Source organism: Fructobacillus sp. ESL1129 (genome assembly GCF_058507945.1).
In genome coordinates, this window is record NZ_CP196668.1 from 1,168,693 (window position 1) to 1,191,727 (window position 23,035).

Annotated in this window: 14 protein-coding genes and 1 other RNA gene; 14 read left to right on the plus strand and 1 reads right to left on the minus strand. The window is 46.0% G+C overall.

Translation table 11 applies throughout. The features are described 5' to 3' along the window. Positions 1-2: 2 nt before the first annotated feature. The 10 genes from ACSYSL_RS05855 to ACSYSL_RS05900 all read left to right on the plus strand — a co-directional run bounded on the left by ACSYSL_RS05855 (position 3) and on the right by ACSYSL_RS05900 (position 8,135). Positions 3-944 (plus strand): ACP S-malonyltransferase, encoded by a 942-nt coding sequence (locus tag ACSYSL_RS05855; RefSeq protein ID WP_010691051.1) that lies wholly within the window; start codon positions 3-5, stop codon positions 942-944. Between the two features lie 2 nt (positions 945-946). Then, positions 947-1,675: a 3-oxoacyl-ACP reductase FabG gene (gene fabG / locus ACSYSL_RS05860; protein ID WP_010691053.1), complete on the plus strand. Its 729-nt coding sequence runs from the start codon at positions 947-949 to the stop codon at positions 1,673-1,675. A gap of 36 nt (positions 1,676-1,711) precedes the next feature. Beyond that, positions 1,712-2,962, plus strand: a complete 1,251-nt coding sequence (gene fabF, locus ACSYSL_RS05865; RefSeq protein ID WP_248656870.1) for a beta-ketoacyl-ACP synthase II — start codon at positions 1,712-1,714, stop codon at positions 2,960-2,962. A 13-nt stretch (positions 2,963-2,975) separates the two neighbouring features. Further along, positions 2,976-3,455 carry an acetyl-CoA carboxylase biotin carboxyl carrier protein gene (accB, locus tag ACSYSL_RS05870; protein WP_338344973.1) on the plus strand — a complete coding sequence of 160 codons (480 nt, stop codon included), beginning with the start codon at positions 2,976-2,978 and terminating at the stop codon, positions 3,453-3,455. An 83-nt stretch (positions 3,456-3,538) separates the two neighbouring features. Further along, positions 3,539-3,970, plus strand: a complete 432-nt coding sequence (fabZ, locus tag ACSYSL_RS05875; RefSeq protein WP_010691059.1) for a 3-hydroxyacyl-ACP dehydratase FabZ — start codon at positions 3,539-3,541, stop codon at positions 3,968-3,970. 1 nt (position 3,971) lies between these two features. Further along, positions 3,972-5,348 (plus strand): acetyl-CoA carboxylase biotin carboxylase subunit, encoded by a 1,377-nt coding sequence (locus ACSYSL_RS05880; RefSeq protein WP_187753539.1) that lies wholly within the window; start codon positions 3,972-3,974, stop codon positions 5,346-5,348. A gap of 64 nt (positions 5,349-5,412) precedes the next feature. After that, positions 5,413-6,264, plus strand: coding sequence for an acetyl-CoA carboxylase carboxyltransferase subunit beta (locus ACSYSL_RS05885; protein ID WP_010691062.1), 852 nt, complete (start codon positions 5,413-5,415; stop codon positions 6,262-6,264). Then, complete coding sequence (gene accA / locus ACSYSL_RS05890; RefSeq protein WP_491708549.1) at positions 6,257-7,054, plus strand: carboxyltransferase subunit alpha; 798 nt, start codon at positions 6,257-6,259, stop codon at positions 7,052-7,054. Before ACSYSL_RS05885 ends, accA begins: the two co-directional genes overlap by 8 nt. Positions 7,055-7,132: 78 nt before the next feature. Continuing rightward, positions 7,133-7,491: a transfer-messenger RNA gene (gene ssrA / locus ACSYSL_RS05895) on the plus strand. A gap of 65 nt (positions 7,492-7,556) precedes the next feature. Then, positions 7,557-8,135 (plus strand): hypothetical protein, encoded by a 579-nt coding sequence (locus tag ACSYSL_RS05900; RefSeq protein ID WP_491708550.1) that lies wholly within the window; start codon positions 7,557-7,559, stop codon positions 8,133-8,135. Between the two features lie 67 nt (positions 8,136-8,202). Here ACSYSL_RS05900 and ACSYSL_RS05905 read toward each other — a convergent pair whose 3' ends face one another. Next, on the minus strand, positions 8,203-8,400 hold the full coding sequence (locus tag ACSYSL_RS05905; RefSeq protein ID WP_491708551.1) for a hypothetical protein: 198 nt from the start codon (positions 8,398-8,400) through the stop codon (positions 8,203-8,205). A gap of 269 nt (positions 8,401-8,669) precedes the next feature. Between ACSYSL_RS05905 and ACSYSL_RS05910 the strand changes: the two genes are divergently transcribed. From ACSYSL_RS05910 to ACSYSL_RS05925, 4 genes are all read left to right on the plus strand, one after another. Then, a complete protein-coding gene (locus ACSYSL_RS05910) occupies positions 8,670-9,281 on the plus strand; it encodes a hypothetical protein (protein WP_491708552.1) in 612 nt (203 codons plus the stop codon). 306 nt (positions 9,282-9,587) lie between these two features. Next, a complete protein-coding gene (locus ACSYSL_RS05915) occupies positions 9,588-13,784 on the plus strand; it encodes a mucin-binding protein (protein ID WP_491708553.1) in 4,197 nt (1,398 codons plus the stop codon). Further along, the gene (locus ACSYSL_RS05920) at positions 13,759-17,955 is read left to right on the plus strand and encodes a mucin-binding protein (RefSeq protein ID WP_491708554.1); all 4,197 of its coding nucleotides are present in this window, start codon (positions 13,759-13,761) and stop codon (positions 17,953-17,955) included. Before ACSYSL_RS05915 ends, ACSYSL_RS05920 begins: the two co-directional genes overlap by 26 nt. Before the next feature lie 470 nt (positions 17,956-18,425). Continuing rightward, positions 18,426-22,877 (plus strand): mucin-binding protein, encoded by a 4,452-nt coding sequence (locus tag ACSYSL_RS05925; protein WP_491708555.1) that lies wholly within the window; start codon positions 18,426-18,428, stop codon positions 22,875-22,877. The last annotated feature ends 158 nt before the right edge of the window (positions 22,878-23,035 follow it).

Below are 23,035 nucleotides of genomic sequence, written 5' to 3' on the forward strand. Positions count from 1 at the left end.
CTATGCGCATCGGATTGTTATTTAACGGTCAAGGTTCACAAAAAGCTGGCATGGGTCAGGATTTGTATGAGCACTTGCCCGCGTTTAAAGAACGAATCGACCGAGCATCCACTGTTTTAGGCTATAATCTTGTGGATGTTTGGAATGACGAAGAAAAGATTAGCCAAACAAAGTGGGCGCAGCCTGCCATTGTTGCTTTTGATGCTGCATTAGCCGCTTGCTTAGTCGAAGCGGGTGTGCAAAACGTCGTCGCTGGCTTGGGTCTTTCCCTTGGGGAATACCCAGCATTGGTTGCCAACGGCATGCTGACTTTTGATCAGGCGATTGCCTTGGTCAAGGATCGTGGCGCTTACATGCAAGCGGTTGGGGATGAAAATCCCGGTAAGATGGTTGCGGTTTTGGATGATAACCAGGACATGATTGTGGCTACCATTGAAAAGATGCAGCGAGAAGGCTTGGAAGTATACGCAGCTAATTTTAATACCTTCAACCAGCTGGTTATTGGTGGAAAGGAATTGGCTGTTGATCAGGCCGTTCAGGTTTTGACGATTGATGGTGTCAAGAAAATCGTACCGCTACCTGTTTCTGGTGCGTTCCATACGCCACTTTTGAAGGAAGCGGCCGATAAAATGGCCGTTCGTTTAGCAGACGAACCAATTCACGAAGCTCAGTATCCAGTTTATTCAAATACCACGAAGCGTGTCTTTGAACCGGAGTCGTTGAAGGAAACGTTAACAAAGCAAATTGTGTCACCAACCTACTTCGCCCAGTGTCTAGACGAAATGGTGACGGACAATCAGGTGGATACTTTGATTGAAATTGGTCCGGGTGTTACGTTGTCGAAGTTTGCTCGTAAAATTGTTTCCAAAGAAATTACCCGTTATTCCGTAACGGACTGGGAAAGCTTTGAAAAAGTCATTGCCCAAGTGAAGGAAGAAGGATAAAAATGGATTTTAGTAACCAAACCGTTCTTGTAACTGGTTCCTCACGTGGAATCGGTTTAGCCGTGGCCCACGCTTTTGATCAGGCTGGAGCGAACTTGATTTTGCACGGTCGTTCGCCTTTGAAGGAAGAAGTGATTAACTCTTTCTCAAAGAAGCCAAGGACTTTGCAGTTTGACATCGCCGATGGCGAAGCAGCGGAAGCGGCTTTGAAGGCCTTGTACAAGGAAGAAGACTTTGACGGCATTGATATCCTAGTGAACAACGCCGGAATCACAAAAGATCAGTTGGCGATGGGAATGAAGTTGGAAGACTTCGCGGCCGTGGTCAACACGAACCTGACGGGCACTTTCAATGTGACTCAGCCGGTCTTTAAAAAAATGATTCGCCAAAAGCACGGTGTCATCATTAACATGGCTTCTGTTGTTGGGCAGATGGGCAACATTGGTCAGGCGAACTACGCTGCTTCAAAGGCGGGTGTGATTGGCTTGACCAAGTCGCTGGCAAAGGAAGGCGCTCGCCGTAACATTCGGGTGAACGCCATTGCGCCCGGCATGATTGTTTCAGACATGACGGATGCCTTGTCAGATAAGGCCAAGGAAGCCATTCTGAACGAAATTCCGCTTTCCCGTTTCGGAACGGTGGAAGACGTGGCGGACGTCGCCCTCTTCTTAGCGGGTAACGATTACATCACTGGCCAAACCATTACGGTCGATGGCGGACTTTATATCTAAACAAACGGATAAACTGAGCTCTTGAAAGGAAATAACATGACACGAGTTGTAGTGACTGGAATGGGTGCAATTGCCCCAAACGGAAATGACACAAAGGCATTCTTGGATGCCATTTTTGCAGGACAAAGTGGTATCAAGCCAATTACAAAGTTCGATGCAACCGAAACAGGAATTTCGGTTGCTGGACAAGTTGACGGCTTCGATGCCAACGAACGCGTTGGTAAGCGTGCTGCTCGTAAGTTGGATCTGTTCTCACAGTACGCCATTGATGCTGCAACGCAGGCAATGGAACAGGCTGGTTTGATGCCAGATGAAGACTCCGAAGAACGCTCAAAGGTGAAAAACCCAAACCGTTTTGGGGTTATCTTGGGTAACGGAATCGGTGGGTTGACGACCATCCAAGAACAAGTGATTAAGATGCACGACAAGGGACCACAGCGTGTCTCACCACTTTTCGTGCCAGAATCAATTCCGAACATGGTTTCTGGAAACGTTTCATTGCGCTTCGGTGCTAAGGGAACGAACATGACCATCGTCACGGCCTGTGCCTCTGCAACAAACGCCATTGGGGAGGCCTTTTGGCGCATTGAATCCGGTCGCGAAGACGTTGTGTTGACTGGTGGATCTGAAGCAACGGTTAACGAAATTGGAATTGCTGGTTTCGCTGCCCTAACTGCCTTGTCAAAGGAAAAAGATCCAAAGGAAGCTTCCAAGCCGTTCGATAAAAACCGTCATGGTTTCGTTCTTGGTGAAGGTTCTGGTGTGTTGGTGCTTGAATCATTGGAACACGCACAGGCGCGTGGCGCTAAGATTTTAGCTGAAGTTGTTGGTTATGGTGCCACTGCTGATGCATACCACATGACGTCTCCGGCCCCAGATGGTGAGGGAGTTATCCGCGCCTTTGAAGAGGCCTTGGCTGATGCCAAGATTAAGCCTGAGCAGATTTCATACATCAACGCTCACGGAACGGCAACGGGTGCCAACGATTCTGGTGAAGCCGAAGCCATTGCTGCTGTCTTTGGTGAAAACACCGTGCCCGTCTCATCAACGAAGGGAATGACGGGTCACTTGCTTGGTGCAGCCGGTGCCATCGAAGCCGTTGCTTCAGTCGGCGCCATTGACCGTGGTATTTTGCCAGAAAACATTGGGTTTGACGAACCTGACGAGCACACAAAGAAGGTTAACTTGGTCAACAAGGACAACCAGAACGTGGCACCAGAATACGTGATGTCAGCCAACTATGGATTCGGTGGTCACAATGCCGCCGTCATCTTCAAGAAGTTTTAAGGGGAACGCTCCAATGAATTTAAATGTCCAAGAAATCCGTGAATTGATGGCTGATTTGGAAAAGTCATCCCTGCGCGATATCGCCATTTCAGATGGTGACTTTTCATTACACCTTTCAAAGAATGAACAAGTGGCTACGCCAGCAGCTCCTGTGGCTGCTCCCGCTGTTGCACCAGCTGCACCAAGTGTGACGAACAATGTTTCGGCCGCACCGGTTGCAAGCGAACCTACCGCACCCGCCGCACCAGCTGCCGGTAAGGAAATCAAGGCACCGATGGTTGGAACGGTTTACTTGAAGCCAAAGCCTGACGAACCCGACTTTAAGTCCGTTGGGGACAAAGTCGAAAAGGGTGAAACGGTTGCCATCATCGAAGCGATGAAGTTGATGACGGAAATTAAGGCCGATGTTTCTGGAACAATTTCAGAAATTTTGGTTGAAAACGAAGAAGTTGTCGATTACGACAAGCCACTTTATCGCGTAACGGTTGATTAAGAACCGAAACGTTGATTTAGTCATAAGCCTGCTCGGTTGTCGAAGACCGTTCAGGCATACATAGGCACAAAAGGAGAATAAAAATGTCTTTAATGAACGCGCAAGAGATTCAAGAAATCCTGCCACATCGCTACCCAATGCTCATGTTGGACACGGTGGAAGAACTGGTTCCTGGTGAAAAATGTGTAGCCATCAAGAACATTTCAATCAACGAAGAAATCTTCCAAGGCCACTTTCCCGGTAACCCGACTTTTCCAGGTGCTTTGACTGTTGAAGCACTGGCACAGTGTGGCGCCGTTGCCTTGCTTTCCATGCCTGAATTTAAGGGTAAGACTGCTTACTTTGGCGGCATCAAGAAGGCTCGTTACCGTAAGATGGTTCGTCCAGGTGACCAAGTAAAGCTCGAAGTCGTTTTGGATCGCTTGCGTGGCCCCGTTGGCTCTGGAAAAGGGATTGCCTGGGTAAACGGAAAGAAGGCGACGACGGCTGAACTAACCTTTATTATTGGAGACTAAAATGTTCAAAAAAGTATTGGTAGCAAACCGTGGTGAAGTCGCGGTTCGAATCATTCGTACCCTGAAAGAAATGGGAATTAAGGCCGTCGCCATCTATTCGACGGCGGATAAGAATTCCTTGCACGTTCAGATTGCGGATGAAGCAATCTGTGTTGGAGGACCGAAGCCGGCCGACTCCTATATCAACATGAAAAACGTGATTTCGGCTGCTGTTTTGACAGGGTCTGAGGCCATTCACCCGGGTTACGGTTTTTTGTCTGAAAACGCGCTTTTTGCTGAAATGGTCGGGGATGTCGGGATTAAGTGGATTGGTCCCCGCCCTGAAACCATCGATTTGATGGGAAACAAAGAGCACGCACGAAATGAAATGCGTCAAGCCGGTGTTCCCGTCATTCCCGGTTCATTGGGCTACATTCACAACGTGGATGAAGCTCGCGAAGTGGCCAACGAAATTGGGTACCCAGTCTTGCTGAAGGCCGCTGCCGGTGGTGGTGGTAAGGGAATGCGTTTCATTTACGCTGACGATGAGTTGCAAGAAAACTTTACCAATGCCCAGGCCGAAGCCAAGTTGAACTATGGCGACGAGCACATGTACATTGAAAAAGTCATGCTTAACTGCCGCCACATTGAGATGCAAGTGATTCGTGATCAACAGGGTAACGTCGTTTGTTTCCCAGAACGTAACTGTTCCCTGCAGCGTCGTAACCAAAAGGTGATGGAAGAGTCGCCGGCTGCTTCAATGACGACTGATATGCGTGAAGACATGATTGATGTCGTTACCAAAGCCGTGAACGCCATCGATTACGAAAACACCGGAACGATTGAATTCTTGCAAGATCAATCTGGTCAGTTCTACTTCATGGAGATGAACACGCGTATTCAGGTGGAGCACCCCGTAACTGAAATGGTGACGGGACTTGACTTGGTTCGCCTGCAGGTTCAAGTGGCCGCTGGCGAGACTTTGCCATTGAAGCAAGAGGACGTCAAAATTCAAGGTCATGCTGTCGAAATGCGTTTGACCGCCGAAAAACCTGAAGCCAACTTTGCCCCATCAGCTGGAAAAGTCGACTTTGTCTTTCTGCCAACCGGTGGACCCGGTGTTCGAATCGATTCCGCACTGTATAACGGCGACATGATTCAACCCTTCTACGACTCAATGATTGCCAAGCTGATTGCTCACGATGAAACGCGTGAAGAAGCCATCGCCAAGTTGGCTCGAATGATTGATGAAACGTCAATCGTCGGTGTGTCGACTTCTAAGAATTTTCAAGAAGCCTTGTTAAAAGATGAGGGTGTGCTAACTGACCAGTTCACGACCAAGTACTTAGAAGAGCATTTCTTGCCGGAATGGGAAGCTAGTCTGGCAACTGACGAATAAGGTCTTTTCAACGGTTAGGTTGTAACTAACCAATTGAGAAAGGAGCGGGCTTTGCCCACATAATATGGATTTGTTTTCTTCCGACAATAAAGTCGATAATAATAAATTTAAGGTAACGGACGAAGTTCGTGACCGAATCCCAGATGGTTTGTTTCTAGCATGCCCCTACTGTGGTACGCAGATTTACAACAAGCAATTGGGTGATTACCGTGTTTGCCCGAACTGTAACTATGGTTTCCGTTTGCAGGCGCGCGAACGTGTGGCCCTCTTTGCCACGGATTTCGTTGAAATGAACGCGGATTTGACGATTGATCAGACCGACTTTCCGGGTTACCAAGGGAAGCTCGATCGGGCCAAGAAACAAACGGACATGAATGAGTCGGTTTTGACTGGAACCGGAAAGATTGATGGTCAGGAAGTGGCCCTTGGCATCATGGATTCTTATTTCATGATGGGGTCCCTCGGTTCACAAACGGGTGAAAAAATTACCCGCCTCTTCGAACACGCAACGGCTCATCGTCTACCAGTTGTACTTTTCACTGCGTCTGGTGGTGCCCGGATGCAAGAAGGGATTAATTCCCTCATGCAGATGGCGAAGATTTCGGGTGCTGTAGCTGCTCATCAAGAAGCTGGCTTACTGTACTTAGTTGTGTTGACTGACCCAACAACTGGTGGTGTTACCGCTTCTTTCGCCATGCAGGGTGACGTGACTTTGGCTGAACCACACGCTCTTGTTGGTTTTGCCGGTGCCCGTGTCATTGAATCAACCATTCACGAAAAGTTACCAAAGGATTTCCAACGGGTAGAAACGCTTCTGGAAAACGGCTTTGTTGACAAAATTGTGCCAAGACAAGAATTGGCTGGCATCATTGGTCAGATTGTTGCCATGCACCAGCAGGAGGTTGCCGATGTTTGAGTTCGTTAAAACAATCTTCAAAAAGGATGTCAATCCGGCTGAAGTCGTGAAAAAGTCTCGTGAAGACCGTTTCCTGGCCCGCGAGTTAATCAACGGTTTGGTTTCTGACTTTATCGAGTTTCACGGGGACCGCCTGTCTGCTGACGATACATCAGTCATTGGGGGAATTGGTCGCTTGAAAAGGCGTCCTGTGACCATCATTGCCATCGATAAGGGTGTTGACATTCACGATAAGTTGTCAAAGCGGAATGGTTCCCCACAGCCATGGGGCTACCGAAAGGCTCAACGTCTGATGAAGCAGGCCGCCAAGTTTAACCGCCCGATTATTACACTGATTAACACTCCGGGTGCTTTTCCCGGAATGGAAGCGGAAGCGCAAGGGCAGGGAGAAGCCATTGCACAGTCCATCCTTGAATCCATGAAGTTGACCGTGCCAATGATCGCCATCATTTATGGTGAAGGTGGTTCTGGTGGGGCTTTGGCATTGGCCACAGCCGACCAAGTGTGGATGTTTGAAAACGCCACCTACTCAATCCTTTCACCCGAAGGTTTCGCCTCTATCCTCTGGAAAGATGCCAAGCGTTCGGAAGAAGCGGCTGCCATTATGGGTATTACTCCTGCAGACTTGTTAGAGAAGCATGTCATTGACCAGATAATCCCTGAGGGCCGCCACCATGCCAAGATTTTTGAAGGCATGCAGGAAAAGTTAGTTGAGGAATTCGATGCCATGCAGGCGCTGCCAAAGCGTGAACTCATCGAAAGCCGTCGAGCACGTTACCGTGCTTTCTAATTTGAATCGAGTGGTTCTTTCCAAAGAAGAACTTTGCTATAATAGTGCTGAGGAACTTTTCCTCAGCGCTTTTTATTTGGGCTCGTCCCGGAATTCGACAGGCTATTACGAGCGCTAGCTGCATTCCGCCATCTGGGCGTTAAGCAGGCAGACTATTTAACTGCAAAAAACAATAACTCTTACGCTGTCGCTGCCTAAAAACCAGTGACACGTGGGCATGCTTGCTAGGCTAACATGGTAAGTGTTGCTCTTATAAATGGTTAGCTCGGGTGCGAGACGATGTCGGCGCGTTGTACCTTAAACTCAATTCGATCCCAGTCAAAGTCAAGTTCTGGACAATGGCTGCTTTGGTTGCGGTAACAATGATTGCCCTATGAATGTAGACGCTAGCGTGGCGGATGGTTTGGACAGGGGTTCGACTCCCCTCGGGTCCACTAAATAGTCCCTTTAACCAGTTTTAGTGGTTGAAAGGGACTTTTATTTTGAATTGAGGATACTGAAAATGAATAGTTTTTCCATCATTATCACAATAATTGTGACACTTTACTTTATAAAAAAGCAGTTTGAGTATGAAAAAGTTAAACTAAGCCGCTACCTTGTCATCCCAGTCTTTGCCTCTTACCAATTTTTTAACAGCGTCGAGATTGAAAATGCGCGGGATGCCTTTATCTGTGGGATAGCTTTTGTTGCGGCCGTGCTGATTGCGTTTTACCAGGTACGGACTTTTACTTTTAAGACGGTTGAAAAGCGGAGTCGGTACTACGTTAAGGTAAATGGTGAAAAGCAACCAGTATACCGTGATGAATACCTAGCTAAGGGGGGTACCGCTTACTTAATTGGTTGGGTCGTACTCTTTCTTGTTCAAGTGGCACTTAGCTTGATGGCCAATGAATTACAACTTGCTGATATTAGCCATGAGTGGTTGACCGAGGTGTTGCAGGATTTGTTCTTATTTGCTCGTATCAATGGTCATTCAGCCTGGTGGGCATGGGAATTATTCGCGGTGTCAAACTTAACTTACTATATTGTGCTCCGACGGCAAAATGAGACATTTCGGCGCAACATCCAAAAAAATGAATAGTGAAAAAGGATAGTCATAGGGCTATCCTTTTTTGAGTATCGCTTAGTTTCTTAGTGAAACTGTCTTGTTAATGATGCATGGTGATGACTAATGTAATCAGGACAATCAGAATGGTGATATTCCATGCCCATTGTTGGCGGTTGTTGATCATGGCAAAGCGATTTTCAATCTGCTTAAAATTTTGATTAACTTCTGTCTTGAATTCTTGGAATTCCTTCTGTGTAACCCAATCTGGTGGGGATACTTGCGTATTTGTTTTTGCCATATTGAAAGTCCGCCTTTCTTATTGTTTTCTATCATTAAATAGTACGAAAAATGGGGATTTTCTCTTGCGTTTTCTAAGGCTATTTTATCTGATTATTGGAAGATGACGGTGGAATATGATAAAACGCTATATTTAATTGAAAAGGTTAGGCCGCAAAAAAACATCTGCGTTAAGTTGGAAACCCCTTCTACATCACAATAAAACTTTTTCTCGCCTATTAATCGGAAACGTGGTACACTATCTCACTAAAGAAGAAAGGTTGGCCGATAATGATTCTCTTTTCATTAATTATCCTTTGTATTTTTGCCATTGCGTTTTGTTTCCTATTCTTGACATGGATGCCAACGGTCCTTTTTTGGCTTCTCTTGTTACTGATTGTGCTTTTCCTATTTACGCACATGATTCCAATTCTAATTATTATTGCCATTATTTGGGGAATTTCTTACTACCGTAAGAAGCAGAAACAGGATTTAGCCGTTGATGACTTTGTTCAAGAAGAACAGCCAGAAAAAGGGGAACGGGAAACAAATCCATTTACTCATTTCCAAGATCGTTCCGTTGAACGAATTAAGCAACAGTTCCAAGATAACCATGCCTTTAACTTAGGGGATGGCCTCTGGGTTGATCAGGCCAACGGCAAGCTGTTGATTGTCACTAAGGGCAATGGAGTAGGGTATCTTGTGGCAGATTTTGACGATGTTAGTCGTTACCACGTTGTACAGCCATCTGACTACAGCAAGACTTTCTCACTTCAATTAGACGGTCTGCCAGAAGAAGAAAAAGTCACGGTAACACTATCGACGCAAACGAACGATTGGTTACAGCAAAGTCCGGCAGACTATTTTCAGGAATTGTTAAGCCGATACGCGGTGGAAGAGTAAAAGATAACGGCATGATTCTAGTTAGTCATGTTCTTAAATAATAAGAGTCGACTATCAATGAAAATTGGTAATCGACTCTTTTCTTTTTTTATGGAAGAACGCTTTTTTCTAAACTAAAACATGTCATTTTAAGCACTTTTGTAACATTTCGGTCATCGAAATGCTTATTTAAAAGATTTTAGTAAAACATATGTAATCTATTTGTGATCATTGTGTCCTTATTGTTATACTTTAATTGTCGTTTAATATTGGTGTTTCGCCCTTAATTGGCGGTCAACATCATTAAATGGATGAGGAGAATAGCAGATGAAGTATAACAAACGTTTTCTTCAAAAAACCGATGATAAAAAACATCTTCGGAAAGTGAAGAAAAATTGGGTTGTTGTTTCGATGGCTTCCTTCGCATTTTTGGGGGGCGCAGCCGTATTGACAAGCAATACGACTGAGGGTCCTGCAAATGCGTCTGAAGTAACGCAAACAGTGGCAACCCACGATCAAGTCGAGACGAAAACGACGACACGAACCATTAAGCTGGTTGATAAGGACACAAAGCAAGAAATTGCTAACGTGGAGCCCATCAAGCAAACGGTTAACTGGACTCGCACGAACAAAGTCGATGACCAGGGAAATGTTGTTAGTGAAGGTACTTGGCAAGCGGTTGACCAAAATGATCAATACGCGACTTTGATGTACAAAGACCTTGATTTGTCATCAAAGGGTTACACCACGCCACAAATTGATGGTAAGGATGTTACCAAAGCTGATGCCAAGAATGCATCAGGACAAACCATTACCGAAAACGATGATAAGACCGCAGATGGTCAAGACGTTGTCAAGGTAAAGGCCGAAGCAGCCGATGTGAACAAGGGTGATGAAGAAGTAACGGTTACTTATACAAAGGCCGCTACAACTGCTAACACCACGTCAACGCAAGCTGCACAAACGACGGCTGCCGCCCAGACGACTGAAGCAACGGGAACAAAGGAAGTCACAAACACTAAGACGACTACCCGTACCATCAAGTACGTAGCACCTGACTATGATGACCAAGAAATGGCCAAAACAGTCACACAGACGATTAACTGGAAGCAAGTCAACACCGTTGATGCTACCGGAAAAGTCGTTAAAGAAGGTACTTGGGAAGTCGCCGATTCATCGAATGGCAAGTATGCTGCCGTAACGACGCCAACCGTTGCCAACTTTACGGTTGACCAAGCCACGGTTGCTGAACAGAAGGCAACGGCCGATGACAAAGATCAGACGATCACGGTTAAGTATTCATTTGCTGGGGCAACGGAAGCAGCTGATACACCAGAATTGCGTGCTACGCAAAAGGGAAGCTACGGAAGTGTTGACTATACTTACGATACTAGTACGGACACGTTGACCTTTACGACAACGGGATCTTTCCCTGATACTAACGCGGGTGGAACGATTTTTGATAAGTTCCCAAACGTTAAGCACATCGTCTTTGATCGTGGCGTCTATGCTGCTGCTAATTCAAGCAGCGTTTTTGCCAACTTACGTAAGTTACAAGACTTTACCAACTTGGATAAGCTTGATACGTCAAGAACACGTGACATGTCCTACATGTTCTCGATGGGTGCTATTCAAAACCTGTCACTGAAATCCCTAGACTTGAGCCACTTTGACACCTCAAAAGTGACCTCGATGCAGTTCATGTTCCAAAACTTGGGTGCACTACGTTATTTGGACATTTCAAACTTCAAGATGTCAGCCGCAACCGATGCGATGGGTGACTCTCAAATGTTTGACTTGTTGGGTGATGGAAACACGATTTACGTTAACCTGCCCAAGCAGCACTTTAACCAATTAGCCGATCTTGGATCAGTTGATGGGGCCACTGGTGGGGATAGCAAATATCCACTTATTATCCCAATCGGGAAAGGAAGCTTTGATCAGCCTCAGGGTCCCGGTATGTCAACAGATGCTTACCGAAATCTCTACGATTCCGGTAGATATCCTGGTGGTTGGTACCTCTGGGGACGTGACACAAAGTGGACTGATCGTAAGAAGTTTACGCAAACCATTCGTGCCGTTGACAGCAAGGGTAATGTGATCAAAATCCTTCGTGTCGAAACAGGCGAGTTCATTCGTACAAAGGGAATGAACTGGATTAGCATGAAGCCTATTGGTGATTGGTCAGATTGGAAACTTGATACCAATGTTCGTTCTGAATATAGCGAATATGAGCTACCACAGTCATTCACACTTGATAATGTGAATTACACAACGCCAACGATTAACGGAACACACCGTTATTGGATTGGAACTCGTGATATTAAGCAAAGCGATGAAGTAGAGGACGTTATTTATGCTGCAGACGTTCCAACCGACAACCACGGTACTGATACAGACCAAACGATTACTCGTAAGGTGCACCTCCGTGACGAATCAAATGGCAACGCTGAGTTTGATGCAGACAACATTGCAACACGTACTGAAACCATTCACTTCCACCGTTCTGGAACAGTTAACTCACTAACGGGTGTCTTCACGCCAACGACGAGTTGGGCAGCTGTTGATGGATCAGCCAGCTTTGCTGGCTATGCTGCACCGGACATGAAGGCTAAGGGTTATGACCTGGATAAGCCTGCGACGACCGATGCCATTACGCCATCACAGGAAGATATCACGTCCGGTAAGTCTTATGATCAAGACGTTTTCTACAAGCACCACACTGGTAAAGTCACACCTGACGGTCCAGTTGGCCCTGTTGATCCAGATTATCCACCCGTTGATCCAGCTAACTTGAAGAAGCAGTTAACGAAGACCTATACCCGTACGGTTCACTTTATTGATGCCACTGGTAAGAAGTTGGCGGCTGATAAAGTCGAAACAATCACGGCTACTGGTGAAGCTGACTATGATTACGTAACGGGTCAAATTGTTGGCGACATTACTTGGTCATATCAGTCCGATTCTGATAAGGATTGGGAAGCGGTAACTCCTGCTGCTTCAATTAACTTGGACGGCAAGTACTATTACGATCCGCAGTCTGACCAATCATTGGCTCAGAAGAGTTTTGACATTCAAAACGACGCGGCAACGAACGAAGACGTTAACGTTACTTATAAGACGGGGACGGATACGTCTGAGAGCAAGACGATTCAACGGGTTGTTCACTTGCGCGACGCAAGTGATGGCAATGCCGAATTTGACCAGGATAACTTGGCTGATCGTACTCAGACTTTGACATTTACCCGTGCCGGTTATAAGGATGAAGAAGGAAACTTCCACGCAACTGGTGAATGGGTAGCAGAACCATCAACGGATGACTCATTTGCTGCCTTTAAGACACCAGATGAAACGGCTAAGGGATACGACTTTGACCGTAACGCTACGACGGCTGTGACGCCTTCACAAGACGACATCACGAACGGTGTTTCTTATAACCAAGACATCTTCTACACACACCACAAGGGTAAGATTACTCCTGATGGACCGGTGGGCCCAGTTGACCCTGTTTACCCTCCAGTAAACCCAGATGCTAAGAAGCAGCTGGTAAAGGCCTATACCCGTACGGTTCACTTTGTGGGAACGGACGGCAAGACGGTCGCTCCTGATCGAGTTGAAACGGTTACTGCCAGTGGTGAAGCTGATTACGACTATGTAACCGGTCAAATTGTTGGTGCGATTACTTGGTCATACAAGGCTGGCTCTGATGAAACATGGGCAGTCGTTACCCCTCAGGCAACGATTGAAGCTAACGGTAAGCATTACTACAACCCATCAGCAAACGGTTCATTGGCTGAAACGTCCTTTGACGTGCAAAACGATGCAGCGACAAACGCTGATATCACGGTTACTTATCAAACCGCAACGCCGACCGATAATCACGGAACGGATACCGATAAGACGGCTATTCGCCACGTGAAGTTGATTGATGATACGGAAGGGCATGAATTTGATGCCGGTTCAGTTGCTGACTCAACAATCAGCTATCACCGTGATGGTTACATTGATGATGCTACTGGTGCCTTCATTCCTGCTGGTGACTGGACAGTCGTTGGCGGCGGGGCTTCTGAATTTGCTGGTGTCGATGCACCTGATAAGTCCTCAGAGGGATATGATGCTGGAACGCCTGCCAAGACGGATAGTGTTTCGGTCGATAAAGACAGTGTCAACAATGGCCAAGTCTTTGACCAAGAGATTCACTATAACCACCACAAAGCTAACATTAATCCTAATACGCCAAAGCATGATCCAAAAGTCGGTCCGGATATTCCACAGTCAGTGCTTGATTCATTGGTAAAGGAATATAAGCGGACGGTTCACTTTAAGAATCGTTCTGGTGCTGATTTGACGGATGCTCAGATTCAAGAAATTATCTACAATGGTGATGCTGAATATGACTACGTCACTCAAAAGCTTGTTTCAACACCAACTTGGACTTTGAAATCTGGTTCTGCTGATAAGTGGACAGCGGTTAACGGTGCAGCAACCATCGATAAGGATGGGTACGCACTACGTGAAGGCTGACGGTGCTGACGGTCAAGATCCGGAAGCGAATAAGACTTTTGACCCCGCAACTGACGCTGCTATTGCTAACCAAGAAGACACCATTTGGTACGATGCAACCAAGAACGGAAACGCCACGGACACAGACAAAGACGTTTCACGTACCATTTATTTCCAAACAAACAGTGGTAAGACTCTGGATGAGGAAACTCAAACGGTTCACTTCCACCGTGATGGTTATATTAATGAAACGACCAACAAGTTTGTTGCAACGTCTGATTGGTACGTACAGGGAACGCCAGCTGACATGGCTGCCGTTGCCGCTAAGGACTTCCGTGCCCAAGGTTACGTGCCAGATACGACTAAGCAGACTTCAGTGGATGCGTTGACTCCTGATAAGGAGGCAACGTCTGAAGCCGACCAAACGATTTGGTACAAGGACAACACTGGCAACATCACGCCAAACACGCCAAAGCACGACCCAAACAACGGCCCTGACATTCCAGATGCTGTTTTGAAGTCATTGGTTAAGACTTATACTCGTACGGTTCATTTTGTTGGGGATGATGGTAAGACGGTTGCCCCTGATGAAGTTGAGACGGTGACCGCTTATGGCGAAGCCGAATACGATTACGCTACGCAACAAATCATCGGAAACATTACTTGGTCATATAAGACTGGTTCTGACGAAGAGTGGGCAGTTGTGACGCCAAAGTCAACGATTGATCTCGATGGTAAGCATTACTATGCTCCTGCAGCAAACGGCTCGTTATCTGAAAAGTCATTTGACGTTCAAAACGATGCAGCGCAAAGCGTTGATGTAACGGTTACCTACAAGACGGCAACGCCAACCAACAACCACGGAACGGACACTGACAAGTCGGTTATCCGCCACGTCAAGTTGATTGATGGTAAGACTGGTGCAGAATTCGATAAGAACTCTGTGGCAGACGCAACACTTGCCTTCCACCGTGATGGTTACGTCAACGACAAGACGGGTGAATTCATCCCAGCCGGCGACTGGACAGTCATTGGTGGTGGCGCTTCTGAATTTGCTGGTGTTGATGCACCAGATAAGTCTTCAGAAGGCTATGATGCTGGAACGCCTGCAAAGACGGCTAACATCGATGTTGATAAGGAAACTGCAGTAAACGGTCACGTTTACGATCAGGAAATTACTTACAACCACCACAGTGGAAAAATCACTCCTGATGGACCAGTTGGCCCAATCAACCCTAACGGTCCTGTTTATCCACCAGTTAACCCTGATGTGAAGAAACAGTTGGTAAAGACCTATACTCGTACGGTTCACTTTGTTGGATCAGATGGTAAGACGGTTGCACCAGACAAGGTTGAGACAATTACAGCCTATGGCGAGGCTGATTACGATTACGTAACTGGTCAAATCGATGGCCCAATCACTTGGTCATACAAGTCCGGCTCAGCTGAATCATGGGCAGTAGTTACTCCAGCGGCAACAATCGATGCCAACGGCAAGCACTACTACGACCCATCTTCAAACGGCTCACTGGCTGAAAAGTCATTTGACGTTCAAAACGATGCAGCGCAAAACGCTGATGTAACGGTAACGTACAAGACGGCAACGCCAACCAACAACCATGGTGCGGATACGGATAAGTCAGTTATCCGCCACGTCAAGTTGATTGATGGCAAGACTGGCAACGAATTTGATGCTGGTTCAGTCGCCGATTCAACATTAAGCTTCCACCGTGATGGCTATGTTGATGACGCTACTGGCGCCTTCTTCCCAGCCGGCGACTGGACAGTCGTTGGTGGCGGTGCTTCTGAATTTGCCGGTGTTGATGCACCAGACAAGGCTTCAGAAGGTTACGATGCCGGAACACCTGCAAAGACGGCCAACATCGATGTTGATAAGGAAACTGCAGTAAACGGTCACGTTTACGAACAAGAAATCACTTATAACCACCACAGCGGTAAGATTACCCCTGATGGCCCAGTCGGACCTGTCGATCCTCACGGCCCTGTTTATCCACCAGTTAACCCTGATGTGAAGAAACAATTGGTTAAGACCTATACTCGTACGGTCCACTTCGTTGGTACGGATGGTAAGACAGTCGCTCCTGACCAAGTTGAAACGGTTACGGCTAATGGTGAAGCTGATTACGATTACGTAACTGGTCAAATCGATGGCCCAATCACTTGGTCATACAAGGCTGGCTCCGCCGAATCATGGTCAGTTGTGACACCTGCTGCAACAATTGATGCAAACGGTAAGCATTACTACGCACCAGTAGCGAACGGATCATTGGCTGAAAAGTCATTCGACGTACAAAACGATGGGGCAGAAAACACTGACGTGACGGTAACGTACAAGACGGCCACACCAACCAACAACCATGGTGCGGACACGGATAAGACGGCTACCCGTCAATTCCACTTAATTGATGATACGGACGGTCATGAATTTGACGCTGATTCAATTAATGATCGAACACAAACTGTTCACTTCCACCGCGATGGATTCGTTGATGATGCCACTGGCGACTTTATCCCAGCTGGTGACTGGCAAGCGGTTGACGGTGACGGCAACTTCGCAGCCTACACTGCTCCTGATGAAAGTCAGAAGGGTTACGACCTTGTTTCAGCAAGTGAAATCGCTGGTCAAAATGTTGACAAGGAAACGGTTGTTAATGGTGAAAACATTAATGTTGATATCCATTACAAGCACCACAAGTCACACATTGGACCAAACACACCAGATGATCCAAAGCACGGACCAAAGATTCCTGATGCAGTTCGTCAGGCTCTTCAGGCAGAGGTAAAGCGCAACATTCACTTCAAGGATGCTGGTAATCCAAACGGTGAAGACATCGCCCAAACAGAAGTTGAAAGTGTTGCCCTAAATGGTGATGCCGATTACGACTTTGTAACTGGTAAGCTTGTTTCAGCAATTAACTGGAACTATGTTGACGGTGACACGTTCGCTGCCTTCACGGCAAACGATACAATTGATGCAGGGGATTACGTTTACCGTAACCCAGCACCAAAGAATATCGCAGCAGCCAAGGCATCACAGACGCCTGTTGCTGACACGAACATTGACGTTTTGTATCACAAGACGCGTGCGGTTCAACCAAGTGATAACGCAACGACTGACAAGGACATCACTCGTACCATCAACCTGGTTGATGCCGATAAGAATGATGCCTTGATCAAGACGGATAAGCAGACGACTCATTTCCACCGCGAGGCATTGTACTTCGATGAAACCACGAACCAAGTTGTTTATGGTGACTGGAGTGCCAACAATGATTCAAAGTGGGCAGCCTACACGGCTCCAGATTTGTCAGCTGACAACTACCTCAACCCAACACCTGCTAACTTGCAGGCGGTTGATTTGACGGTTGATAGTCAAGACCAAGTTGCTAACATTGCTTACAGCCACAAGACACACATCATTGATCCAAAGCACGATGTTCCTGGAAACAAGGGTGGTAATAACGGTGGCAACACACCAAACAACGGTGGCAACACGCCAAACAACGGCGGTAACACGCCAAACAACGGTGGCAACACGCCAAACAACGGTGGCAACACACCAAACGGTGGTGGTAACACGCCAAACAACGGTGGTAACACACCAAGCAACTGGCCTGACAACGTACCGGCAAGTGATTTGATTCATGTCATTACACGTACAATTAAGTATGAAAATGCCGAAGGTCAAGAAATTGCACCGGCTGTTACACAAACTGTTCGATTTATCCGTACGGCGGTTTATGATGATGTGACGAAGTCAATCATTTCCTACGGACCATGGACGGCCGACGGTGCCAGCGACTTTGCCGGCGTAACAACACCAATTGTGAAGGGTTACGAAAACCCAAACCCTGCTTGGGTTGCTGAAGAAGCTGTTAATGCTGATACGGCGAGCCAAACGGTTGTTGTTAGCTATGCAGATGAACAGGTACCTGCAAAGCCAAAGGCGAAGGTATTACCTTCAACAGCACCTGGTCTTCCTGAAGCGCCTGTTACACCTGCTGCTCCCGCAGCACCAACAGTAGAAAAGCCAGCAACTGTCTTACCATCAACTGGTAAGCAGGCAACGAACGAAGCAAGCTTCGCTTTGCCATTGATGGCTGCTACGCTTTCGGGTATGCTCTTCTTGATTGCCAAGAAGCGTAAGGAAGAAAAGAACCAAGAAGCTTAAGAAGGCTTGAGTCATTGGTTTTTGAATACTGTTGACTAAGTATTCGAAAAAGTCCCAATCGATTTTAATTAATCGGTTGGGGCTTTTTTTTGACTTTTCTACTATATAAAGGGAAATTTGTTTATAAAAAAACGTTGTAACATAAATGTAACATTCTTGTGAAAAAAGTGCTTTTCGTAACTTATAAAATAGGCAAATAGTTAGAACGAGAGGGATTAAACTAGATTATAAAAATTCTAAGTTAATGACAAAAATATTACAAAATGCTGTAACAGTGGGATTTTAAACAAATTTAATGTATATTGATTTAAATTTTACGCTAGTAGTGTTATTATAGCCTCAGATGTAATACGAACGACATGTAAATGTCACATGGGCAGAGAAGGGCTTAAACATTAGGATTGCATCGAGAAAGAACATGGCTATTGTATGCCAACAGTAACTATGAATAAACGGAGGATTATAAATCCATGAAGTATAATAAGTTACAAGTAAATAAAGTAAACGAAAAGAAAATCCTTCGTAAAGTAAAGAAGAACTGGGTCGTTATGTCCTTAGCTTCTTTTGCATTGGCGGGTGGTATGGCGATGTCTTCGATGACCACTGCTTCAACAGCATCTGCTGATGAAACAGCGCAAACGACGGCAACGACTGACACATCTTCGTCAAATGATTCAACGGCAAAAACTACGGCGGAAACGCACGACCAAGTTGAAACCAAGACGACGACACGAACAATTAAGTTTGTTGATAAGGACAGCAAGCAAGAGATTGCCAATGTTGAACCAATTAAGCAGACTGTTAACTGGACACGGACAAACAAGGTTGATGCCCAAGGAAACGTAGTGTCTGAAGGCACTTGGCAAACAACCGGTTCAAATAAGCAGTACGCTGCCTTGACATCAGATGATCTTGACCAGTCAAAGCAGGGTTACACAACACCTCAAATTGATGGCAAGGACGTAACCCAAGTCGACGCCAAGGATGCTGACGTTAACCAATCTGATGAAGAAGTAACGATTGCCTATACAAAGGCACAGAATACAACTTCAACAACGCAGACTGCTGCAAAGACAACGACTCAAGCAGCCGACACAACAGCAACGCAGGCCACTGCAGAAACAGCGACAACGCAAGCTGCGAATACGACCTCAACACAGGCTGCTTCCAATGAAACGCAAACCACCGAAGGGTTGGATATGCGTTTGGGTGCAACCGGGTCAACTTACGACTATGCCACGTTGGCCTCTCAGGGTGCTGTTAAGACGAACAGCATTTCATGGAAGTTTAACGATGGTGACCAGCTTGATACTGGTACGATGGACTATGCTAACCCAGGTGGTCAGTTAAAAATTTCCTTCACCATTGAAGCTGGCAAGGTCCAAGCCGGCGATGTCATTCGAATTCCTGTGAATACGAACCTGACTAACCAACCAACGACTCAAACCTTTGGTTTGGGAAACTTAAACCCAGTAATTTATGATGAAAGTGCTGGACAGGGGATTTCTAAGTCTGCACAAATCGTAACTGATGCTAGCGGTCAGTATATTGATATTCCTTTGGATGGTGATGGATTCAATCCAAGTGTTGCTCACGATGTAACGGTTGCAGTCTCACCAGCTGGTGGAATGGTCTTCCCTAAGACAGCCAGCAATGGTGCAGATTTATCATTTTCCGAAACAATTGCGGATCAGACTCACACCTACCACTGGGCTCCAAAACCAACCACACCTGACTTTGACGAAAATAACACTGTTGGACAAATGTCCGATGGTATCGGTTCAAAGACAAATGCTGGTGTGACGGTCAACACAAGCGTAAGTAACACGGATGGTAAGCCATTTACCCAGGCTGTGCCATTGAATAATGGAAATGATTACATTCAAACCATTGTCGTAACGGCAACGACCGTGCAAAATGGACAAGTTGTTCCTGTGCACATTGATCCGGGTACGATGAACCCTTACGTAACGGTTTCAAACAATTTTGGTCCCGCCACTGAAACTTCTGGTTGGACAGATCAAGCTGCTAACAACTGGGGTGGTACGTCAAATGCCACGAAGCGTATTGCCAATTGGTTTGTCCAGGCTTCTGGCGATACCCCGGCTGAAAACCAGTATTCCATTATTAAGCTTGCTGATAACTCATACAAGATTGTAATTAATTACGGTAAGAGTCAGTCACTTGCATACTCGAAGACAGAATTTGAACGCATCATTAAGTCACAGTATGCCCATGTTTCTGATCAAGTAATCCAAGACATGGAAACCCGTTACGGTGATGGCAACGGTAACGTGATTATTCCTTATTCAATTCAAGCCTCCATTCCATTCACAAACCCTAACAATATGGATGGAAATGTTAGCTACAATGCTGCTTTTTCCGACAACAAGGGGAAGAAGGACGATCAAACTGCCCTGACAACACCTACTAACCACAACACGGCTGCTGGGGAAACTCAAGTCATTGTTCGCTATGTTGATGAAACAAGTGGTAAGGAGTTGATTTACGAACAGGATTCCTTTGGATTTGAGAGTCACAATGATCAGTATGTAGCCAAGAGTGTATCAATTAACCATTACACACTAGACACAAGTTCGCAGTATTTGCCTGAAGGAGCCGTTCCTAATGGTGATGGTCAGTATGAAGTTAATGGTGCTTACAAAGCCGATTGGGTTGACGGTAAGAAAGTCATTACTTTCTATTACATCGGAGAGCCTACGACGGCTAAGGTACGTTATGTTCTGGATGAAGATGGCAACACAAACACGACCAACGATTGGACTGACATTGACGGTGGTGCTGATAACGAAACGTTGAACGGTCGCTTCCACCAGAAGTTCACAACTACTGCAAAGGACTTTTCATCACGTGGCTACTTCCTTGTCCAAGTGATTAACGGACCGGATGGTCGTTTTGATGCCAGTGGCAACCAAACAGTTACTTACGTTTATGCACAGTACCGTTCACTAACTGTTGAGTACGTTGACCAAGATAATAACAATCAAAAGATTGATGGTGATACTTACACTTACACGAATACTAAGGGTAAGTACAATGTTCTAGACACTTATCGTACTAATGCTACATTAGCAACATTGGAGTCAAAGGGCTATGAATTAGTTTCAGATCCGTTCCCTTCGACTGGTTACACGTTCGGTACTGATTTGAATGCGCACTACACGGTTGTATTGAAGCACCGCCAGGACCAGTCAACTGAAACGAAGACAGTTACTCGTACTATTAAGTATGAAGATGCTACTGATCATCACGAAGTAGCTCCTGAAAAGGTTCAAGCAGTAACACTTCAGCGTACAATTACGACTGATGCTGTGACTGGACAAAAGACTGAAGGTGCATGGACAACTGGTTCATGGGACGAAGTAACGTCACCTTCTGTTGCCGGTTATAATGCACCAGACCGTGCTAAAGTCGATCAAGCAGATGTAACGGTTAACACTTCAGATGATCCAAATGAAGTGGTTCTTTACACGCACCACTCAACACCATCTGAGGAGACAAAGACTTTCACTCGTACTATCAAGTATCTTGATGCGGTAACACGTCAAGAAATTGCTCCAGAAAAGACTGAAACGGTCACTCTGAAGCGTTCGGTTTTGACTGACGATGTGACTGGCGACAAAACTTATGGTGACTGGAACACTGGTTCATGGGATGAAGTTGATTCACCATCCGTAGCTGGTTATGATGCCCCAGACAAGGCCAAGATTGACCAACAAGATGTCAACATTAACACTGGTGATGCCAACGAAGAGGTTCTTTATAACCATCACATCACGTTATCTGAAGAAACTAAGAACATTACTCGTACCATCAAGTACATTGATGCCGTAACTGGTAATGAAATTGCCCCAGAGAAGACCCAAACGGTCACTTTGAAGCGTACGGTTTCAACTGATGATGTCACTGGTGACAAAACTTATGGTGACTGGAACACTGGTTCATGGGACGAAGTTGATTCACCAGCAGTTGCTGGTTATGACGCTCCGGACCGTGCTAAGGTTGATGCAGCTAACGTAACGTCTGATACAAATGATGATACGGAAGTTGTTAAGTACAACCACCACGAAGATTCCAAGACGGAAACCAAGACGGTTACTCGTACCATCAAGTACGTTGATGCAGTCGATGGCCACGAAGTGGCTAAGGAAGTTCAACAACCAGTAACCTTCACTCGTACTGCAACCACTGATGCCGTTACACATAAGGTAACGTATTCAGACTGGGCGCAAGAAGGAACTTGGTCAGCAGTCAACTCACCAGTTATTGCCGGCTATGACGCTCCGGACCGTGCTAAGGTTGATGCAGCTAACGTAACGCCTGATACAAATGACGATACGGAAGTTGTTAAGTACAACCATCACTCAACTCCATCAGAGGAAACGAAGACAGTTACTCGTACCATCAAGTATGTTGATGCAGTCGATGGCCACGAAGTGGCTAAGGAAGTTCAACAAGTAATTACCTTCACTCGCACTGTTCAGACAGATGACATTACGCATTCCGTAACATACTCTGATTGGACAGAAGAAGGATCATGGAACGAAGTCGATTCACCAGCAGTCGCTGGTTATGATGCTCCAGACCGTGCTAAGATTGATGCAGCTAACGTAACACCTGAGACTCAGGATGATACAGAAGTTGTTAAGTACAACAAGACCGTGACGCCAGTCACGCCAGTAAACCCAACACCAGAACCTGCCAAGCCTGTGCTTCCTTCAACTTCAGGTGATACAACACCTGCAGCTCCTCAAAAAGAGTCAGTTAAGGTAGAGCCAGCCAAAACGGCGCTCCCATCAACTGGTAAAGAAGCAAAGGATGAAGCAGCAATGAAGGCAATGGTTGGTCTTGTGCTTGTTTCACTAACTGCAATGATTGCAATGAAGGAAAAGAAGCATTAATCTAGATCGTTGTTGAATTGAATAAAGTCGTTGACGCAAATTGCGTTGGCGGCTTTTTCATTTTTGTATGAGAAAAGTCGGAGTTGCAATGCGATTAAAACTCAGCTGTAATTGTTTTGATACATGAGAGTGATATAATTTTGACGAATACTGGTTTA

Coding starts and splice junctions, on each gene's coding strand:
- ACSYSL_RS05855 (WP_010691051.1), top strand. CDS start 3: ATGCGCATCGGATTGTTATTTAACGGTCAAGGTTCACAAAAAGCTGGC.
- fabG (WP_010691053.1), top strand. CDS start 947: ATGGATTTTAGTAACCAAACCGTTCTTGTAACTGGTTCCTCACGTGGA.
- fabF (WP_248656870.1), top strand. CDS start 1,712: ATGACACGAGTTGTAGTGACTGGAATGGGTGCAATTGCCCCAAACGGA.
- accB (WP_338344973.1), top strand. CDS start 2,976: ATGAATTTAAATGTCCAAGAAATCCGTGAATTGATGGCTGATTTGGAA.
- fabZ (WP_010691059.1), top strand. CDS start 3,539: ATGTCTTTAATGAACGCGCAAGAGATTCAAGAAATCCTGCCACATCGC.
- ACSYSL_RS05880 (WP_187753539.1), top strand. CDS start 3,972: ATGTTCAAAAAAGTATTGGTAGCAAACCGTGGTGAAGTCGCGGTTCGA.
- ACSYSL_RS05885 (WP_010691062.1), top strand. CDS start 5,413: ATGGATTTGTTTTCTTCCGACAATAAAGTCGATAATAATAAATTTAAG.
- accA (WP_491708549.1), top strand. CDS start 6,257: ATGTTTGAGTTCGTTAAAACAATCTTCAAAAAGGATGTCAATCCGGCT.
- ACSYSL_RS05900 (WP_491708550.1), top strand. CDS start 7,557: ATGAATAGTTTTTCCATCATTATCACAATAATTGTGACACTTTACTTT.
- ACSYSL_RS05905 (WP_491708551.1), bottom strand. CDS start 8,400: ATGGCAAAAACAAATACGCAAGTATCCCCACCAGATTGGGTTACACAG.
- ACSYSL_RS05910 (WP_491708552.1), top strand. CDS start 8,670: ATGATTCTCTTTTCATTAATTATCCTTTGTATTTTTGCCATTGCGTTT.
- ACSYSL_RS05915 (WP_491708553.1), top strand. CDS start 9,588: ATGAAGTATAACAAACGTTTTCTTCAAAAAACCGATGATAAAAAACAT.
- ACSYSL_RS05920 (WP_491708554.1), top strand. CDS start 13,759: ATGGGTACGCACTACGTGAAGGCTGACGGTGCTGACGGTCAAGATCCG.
- ACSYSL_RS05925 (WP_491708555.1), top strand. CDS start 18,426: ATGAAGTATAATAAGTTACAAGTAAATAAAGTAAACGAAAAGAAAATC.